Source organism: Altibacter sp. (assembly GCF_019913785.1).
In the GTDB taxonomy this organism is placed as follows: domain Bacteria; phylum Bacteroidota; class Bacteroidia; order Flavobacteriales; family Flavobacteriaceae; genus Altibacter.
In genome coordinates, this window is the sequence record NZ_JAIOHK010000059.1 from 75,763 (window position 1) to 81,928 (window position 6,166).

Genomic DNA, 6,166 nt, shown 5'->3' on the forward strand with positions numbered 1-6,166 from the left:
AATTATATCAAAAATGAAGCCGTGAAATTGGAAACTGTATTCGTTACCGCCGGGGACGAATTAAGTAATCATATCAAATCCACAGTAAGGGATTAGTACTTCCGGGATTTTAATTCCGTTAGGAGTTTGGTAATTTTCAAGGATTCCGGCCAACACACGTGGTAGTGCCAAAGCACTTCCGTTAAGGGTATGCACTAAATTGTTCTTTCCGTCCTTGTCCTTAAAACGAAGTTTTAATCGGTTGGCTTGAAAGGTCTCAAAATTAGACACCGAAGAGATCTCAAGCCATCGGTCTTGAGCCGTAGAGAATACTTCAAAATCGTAGGTAAGGGCAGAGGTAAACCCAAGGTCGCCACCGCACAATCTAAGAATACGATACGGCAATTTTAAGTCGCGTAAAATTCCCTTTACATGTTCCACCATGCCATCCAAGGCTGCATAGCTATTGTCGGGATGTTCTATCCGCACAATCTCTACTTTGTCAAATTGGTGCAATCGGTTCAAGCCGCGTACATGGGCCCCATAGCTTCCGGCTTCTCTTCGGAAACAGGGAGTGTAACCGGTACAGGTTATGGGGAGTTCTGCGTGTGAAAGTAAATCTCCTCTAAAAAGATTGGTGACCGGTACTTCGGCGGTAGGAATAAGATATAGATCGTCTATACCCACATGGTACATCTGTCCTTCTTTGTCCGGCAGTTGTCCGGTGCCAAATCCCGATGCTTCATTCACTAGATGAGGAACCTGGTATTCGGTGTATCCTGCAGCTGTGTTTTTATCCAAGAAATAAGAAATTAAGGCTCGTTGTAGTCGTGCTCCTTTTCCTTTGTAAACCGGAAACCCTGCTCCCGTAATCTTCACACCCAATTCGAAGTCGATCAGGTCGTATTTTTTAGCCAGCTCCCAATGTGGCAGTGCTTCGCTGTCCAATACCGGAATATCTCCTTCACGGAAAGTTTCTTCATTATCGTTCTCGTCACTTCCCGCCGGAACCAATGAATGTGGAATGTTTGGCAGGGTATACAACAAGTTTTGCAAGGTTTCTGTAGCTGTGTTTAGTTGCTCTTGCAATACTTTTGACGCTTCCTTTAACTGACCCGTTTTTTCTTTCAGCAAATTTGCCTTTTGGGTTTCACCACTCTGAAACAGTTTCCCTATTTCTTTTGAAAAGCTATTCGATTGCGCAAGGGTTTCATCCAGTTGTAACTGAGTGTTTCTTCGTTCTTCATCGGCCTGTAGCACTTCCTCGAATACCGCTTTTGCATCGATTCCCCGCTTGGAAAGGGCTTTGATATAGGCTTCTTTATGATCTCGGATCTCTTGTACCTGTAACATGGTGAATTGTATTTAAGGCAGCAAATTTACGGATTTTGAAGGTTTTTGTAAGTTTTTATTGGTGTTCTTTTTTCAACCACTTTTAAAATCAATCGGCTTCTTTAAGCGGAATATGAGTCTGTGCCTTTTGATGATAGTCTTTTGGTGATGGAAGGATCCAATCGTGGTGCTTAAAAGGATGCCAGGGCTCGTTGGCAAGATCGACTTTTGGATCGATAAACGGGAAGTACTCCCCACCATTTACCTGTACCATAGCCTCCATATAGACGGCCACATCGCGACCTTCTTCAGCCTCTTTCTTTTTTATATATTGTGCAAGCTGCCAAATTAAATCGGGCTTGGTGTTCACAGACCTGCGTTGTTTGTTGGTGACAAGTTGGTTGTAGTTATAGCGACTTCGTTCAGCTGTTGCCTTGTCAACCACCCAAACGGTTAAAGCCCCTGTTTTGGAACGCAGCATCATACGCCAACTAAGACGATGGCCTTCTTCCGTCCACAATACGTCGTCCACAAATATCCAGTGACGTAAGGGAAGTGCTAGTTGTACAATAAAATACAGCGAGAAAATACCGAGGAGGATGTTTTTATACTTCGGAACGATAATTTCACGAGCAGTATACAATTGTTTTTTGGGAAGAAATCGCTTCTGAAGTAATTCCGGAGTAAAGAAAAATAGCGCAAAGGCAATCGACATATATGGGAAGATACCTATTTGGAATACAATCGAATTAAATAAATGAAAGAACACTGAAATAAAAAAAGCAATCAATCGAGTGCGTTTCCAGAGTAAAAACGGAACAATCAACAAATCGAAGATGATCCCAACGTAGGCGATACACCAATGTACCCATTCTAGTTGTAAAAAGTCACCTATAAGCCAATAGTCCTGCTTGCCTTTCATAAAAAGGGCAACTACCGTAGTGTCTAACCAATCGGGGTACCATTTGGCAACCGAAGCATAGGTGTAAACGATCCAAACCTGAAGTATCAACACCCATAACACCCAGCGAGGCATTGAAGGTAACTTGATCTTTGCACTGAATTTTGCGTCCAATGACCACCAGCGATGTGCCGGTAAAAATGCCATGATCCAGCACAACAGTAGCATTAAATAGTAATGATTGTTGTACGAGGTCTTTTGCATTAAATACACCCCAACCCACAGAAGGGCGTAAGCGAACATGCTAAATCTGTACTTATATCCTAGCATGACCCCAATGCCGAAAATGCCCATCACCACAAAATAGTAGTACATCCCATCCCCGGGTAGTGGCTGTAAAAATTCGAAGCCAATAAAGTGGAATGTAAATTCGGGTTCTATAAAAGTCCGCTTTACCCAGCCTGTTGCAATTGCTCCGAAAGCCTCCAGTGTAATTAACAAGCCAAAGACTACTCTAAAAAGGACAAGCCCCGAATTGTCAATATGCTGAAACAGGAATTTATTCACGATCTGCTATAAAGTTTCTGGCGAAATATTCGTCTTTTTCTATGGCTGCCTTTAGGGCATTTTTGTCTTTGAAGGTTTCTTCATCGCGAATGTGCGTTATAAACTCAAGTGTCAATCTGGTGTTGTAGAGATCCGCATTAAAATCTAAAAAATAGGTTTCAATGGTTTTTTCTGTGCCCCCTACGGTAGGATTGGTTCCAATACTGGTTATGCCGATGACTTTTTCTGAATTAATCTTAGCCTGTACCACATACACCCCATTTTTAGGAATCATTTTGTACGGTTCTTCAATCTCAAGATTGGCCGTTGGATAGTTCAAGGTTCGTCCTATTCGCTTGCCTTTTACTACCTTTCCGGATACCATAAAGGGATAACCCAAATAACTATTGGCGGTGGTTATATCGCCTTCCTGTAGTGCCTTTCGAATTTTGGTAGAGCTTATCGCCACCTCATCCAATTCTTGGGCACTTATTTCTTCTACTTCAAAATGATAGGTCTTTCCAAACTCTCGCAGATCTTCGATGGTGGCCGTTCGGTTTCTGCCGAAGCGATGATCGTAACCAATAATGATTTTTTTTGCCTTTAACTTATTTACCAAAATATCACGAACATATTCCACGGCTGTAAGTCTGGAGAAGGCATGTGTAAAAGGATGAATAATGAGGTGATCCAATCCGGTTTCGGCGAGTAGTGTTTTCTTTTCTGAAATGGTATTGATAAGCTTCAAGTTCGAATCGGTTTGAAGCACCATTCTGGGATGCGGGAAAAAGGTGAGTACAACCGAATCGAGTTCTTCTTTTTTAGCGGTGGCTACTAACCGTTTTAAAAGCGCCTTATGGCCAATATGTACGCCATCGAAGGTTCCAATGGTGACCACACAGGGGCGATCATTCTTATACGATGCAGCTGAAGCGAATTCGTTCACATTACTTGGCGTTAAAAGTGTTCATGGTGATATTGATACCGGCTAGACCGAAGGATGTTATCACCTCAGCTCCTTTTTCCAAGCGCTCCTTTAGCAACTTTTCTTCTTCCTCATTCCATTCGCCCAATACATAATCTACCTGTCTTCCTTTTGAAAATTCATCACTAATCCCAAATCGGAAGCGATTGTACTGGGTCGTTTGCAAAACACTTTGAATATCTTTAAGTCCGTTATGCCCCCCATCGCTGCCTTTGGTTTTTATACGAATGGTTCCAAATGGTAAATTTAAGTCATCGGTAATTACCAGTAAATTTTCCAAGGGAATTTTTTCCTTCTCAAGCCAATATTTAACGGCTTTTCCGCTTAAGTTCATATAGGTGCTGGGCTTCAGCAATAAAAAGGTGCGTCCTTTTTTCTTATAAGAAGTAATATCGCCCAATTTTGCGGTCTCCCAGGTAAGTGACTCTTTTTCGGCTACAAAATCCAACAGTTTAAAACCAATATTGTGACGTGTATGTTCGTATTTGGGACCAATATTGCCCAATCCGGCAATGAGAAATTTTTTCATAGGATCGCCTTCGGTGATTTGTGATTTCGATTTAGATGAGAATAGCTTCTTAAAAAATGCAAACATACAGTTGTTTAACTTCCGTAAAAATAAAAAAAGCATCCCGAATAACGGAATGCTTTTTAGGTATCTTGAAAATTGAAGATTTATTCTCCTGCAGGTGCTTCAGCAGTTTCTCCCTCAGCGGCTGCTTCGGCAGTTTCTCCTTCTACTCCTTCAACTCCTTCTTCAGTTTCGTCTTCTTCCACTTCGTCTACAATGGCTGTACGTGATGTTCTCACTTGACAAATCACCGTATTATCCGGGTGTAAGAATTTATATGCGTCGTTTTCAACCTCGGTAACATACATTTTCGCACCAATCTTCATTTCAGAAATATCTACTTCAATAAAGTCGGGTAGATTAGCAGGCAATGCCTTCACACGAAGTTTACGAGTAACAATTCGCAAAACTCCTCCGTTTCGCACGCCACGTGCATTTCCAACCGTACGCACTGGAATTTCCAGCATTACCTCTTTATCATCGTAAATTTGATAGAAGTCAATGTGTAAAATTCGGTCTGAAACCGGGTGAAACTGTATGTCTTGAAGAATGGCATTTATTTCGTTGCCGTCCTCCAATTTAATTACAACTGTATGTACATCGGGGGTGTACACCAGGTGTCTAAACGCCAGTTCATCTGCTGAAAAGTGAATTGGCTTATCCCCTCCGTATACTACGCAAGGAACCTTTTCAGCATTACGTAGGGCTTTGGTCGAAGACTTGCCCACGCTTTCTCTTAGAGATCCATTGATTGTAATTGATTTCATTACTTTAAATATTGTTTATTACCTCTTTACTTCCTTGTAAAGCGGGTGCAAATGTAAGTTTTTTTCTGAAAAGATTGAAAATAAAACTGCTAAAAATTAACCAAGGCAATTGATAGAAAGAAATACTACTAGTGCATGTGTTTCAGCGCGTTAGGAAGGGCGTATGTTTTTTACATTAAAAACTTAGAACTGATTGATTTATTAGCATTTACACTTAACATCACATCGGCAAACAGATTGGCACAGGTAAGAACACGAATCTTATCGCTTTGTTTCCGTAGCGGAATGGAGTCGGTGACAATCAGTTCTTGCAGCTTCGATTTTTCCAAACGTTCATATGCATTTCCGGAAAGAATAGGATGTGTACAAATGGCCCGGACACTTATAGCCCCTCGCTCTATCATGAGGTCGGCTGCTTTGGTGAGAGTACCTGCGGTATCTACCATATCATCTACCAACACCACATTTTTTCCTTCCACATCACCAATAAGCTCCATATACGATATCACATTTGCCTTTGCGCGCTGTTTGTAACAGATAACCACATCGCTTTCCATGGCTTTCGAATAAGCATACGCACGTTTTGACCCTCCCATATCGGGGGAAGCTATGGTGAGATTAGCCAGGTTTAACTTCCTTAAGTAAGGCAGAAAAATGGTTGATGCAAACAGGTGATCCACCGGTTTTTCAAAAAATCCTTGAATCTGATCGGCATGCAGGTCCATGGTGATAATTCTAGTAGCACCGGCTGTTTCGAGCATTTTTGCTACTAATTTAGCGGCAATAGGAACTCGAGGTTTGTCTTTTCTATCCTGTCTTGCCCAGCCAAAATAGGGCAATACCGCGGTAATATGTCGTGCCGAAGAACGCTTGGCAGCATCCAACATCAAGAGCATTTCCATAAGGTGGTCACTATTGGGAAAAGTAGATCCAATGATGAACACTCTACTACCTCGAACCGATTCTTCAAAAGAAGGCTGAAATTCACCGTCGCTATAGTGAGAGGTAATTACATTTCCGAGTGTAATTCCGAAGGCTTTCGCTATGTCTTCAGCCAAGGCTTCACTTTGTTTACAGGCAAAAAT

The 6,166-nt window shown here is 41.8% G+C and carries 6 protein-coding genes; all 6 read right to left on the reverse strand.

Annotated elements, in window-relative coordinates:
* Nucleotides 1-60 precede the first annotated feature (60 nt).
* Complete coding sequence (gene serS, locus K8F54_RS10185) at nt 61-1,332, reverse strand: serine--tRNA ligase (protein WP_290790412.1); 1,272 nt, start codon at nt 1,330-1,332, stop codon at nt 61-63.
* A gap of 88 nt (nt 1,333-1,420) precedes the next feature.
* Nucleotides 1,421-2,782 carry an HTTM domain-containing protein gene (locus K8F54_RS10190; RefSeq protein ID WP_290790427.1) on the reverse strand — a complete coding sequence of 454 codons (1,362 nt, stop codon included), beginning with the start codon at nt 2,780-2,782 and terminating at the stop codon, nt 1,421-1,423.
* Nucleotides 2,772-3,704 (reverse strand): bifunctional riboflavin kinase/FAD synthetase, encoded by a 933-nt coding sequence (locus K8F54_RS10195; RefSeq protein WP_290790414.1) that lies wholly within the window; start codon nt 3,702-3,704, stop codon nt 2,772-2,774. Before K8F54_RS10195 ends, K8F54_RS10190 begins: the two co-directional genes overlap by 11 nt.
* A gap of 1 nt (nt 3,705) precedes the next feature.
* A complete protein-coding gene (gene pth / locus K8F54_RS10200; RefSeq protein ID WP_290790417.1) occupies nt 3,706-4,338 on the reverse strand; it encodes an aminoacyl-tRNA hydrolase in 633 nt (210 codons plus the stop codon).
* A gap of 80 nt (nt 4,339-4,418) precedes the next feature.
* On the reverse strand, nt 4,419-5,081 hold the full coding sequence (locus K8F54_RS10205; RefSeq protein WP_290790420.1) for a 50S ribosomal protein L25/general stress protein Ctc: 663 nt from the start codon (nt 5,079-5,081) through the stop codon (nt 4,419-4,421).
* 170 nt (nt 5,082-5,251) lie between these two features.
* The coding region (locus K8F54_RS10210; protein WP_290790423.1) for a ribose-phosphate pyrophosphokinase at nt 5,252-6,166 on the reverse strand (915 nt) is incomplete at its 5' end.

What these genes read in the sequence shown, in the direction of transcription:
- K8F54_RS10205 (WP_290790420.1), bottom strand. Translation starts at nt 5,081, where the DNA reads ATGAAATCAATTACAATCAATGGATCTCTAAGAGAAAGCGTGGGCAAG.
- serS (WP_290790412.1), bottom strand. Translation starts at nt 1,332, where the DNA reads ATGTTACAGGTACAAGAGATCCGAGATCATAAAGAAGCCTATATCAAA.
- pth (WP_290790417.1), bottom strand. Translation starts at nt 4,338, where the DNA reads ATGTTTGCATTTTTTAAGAAGCTATTCTCATCTAAATCGAAATCACAA.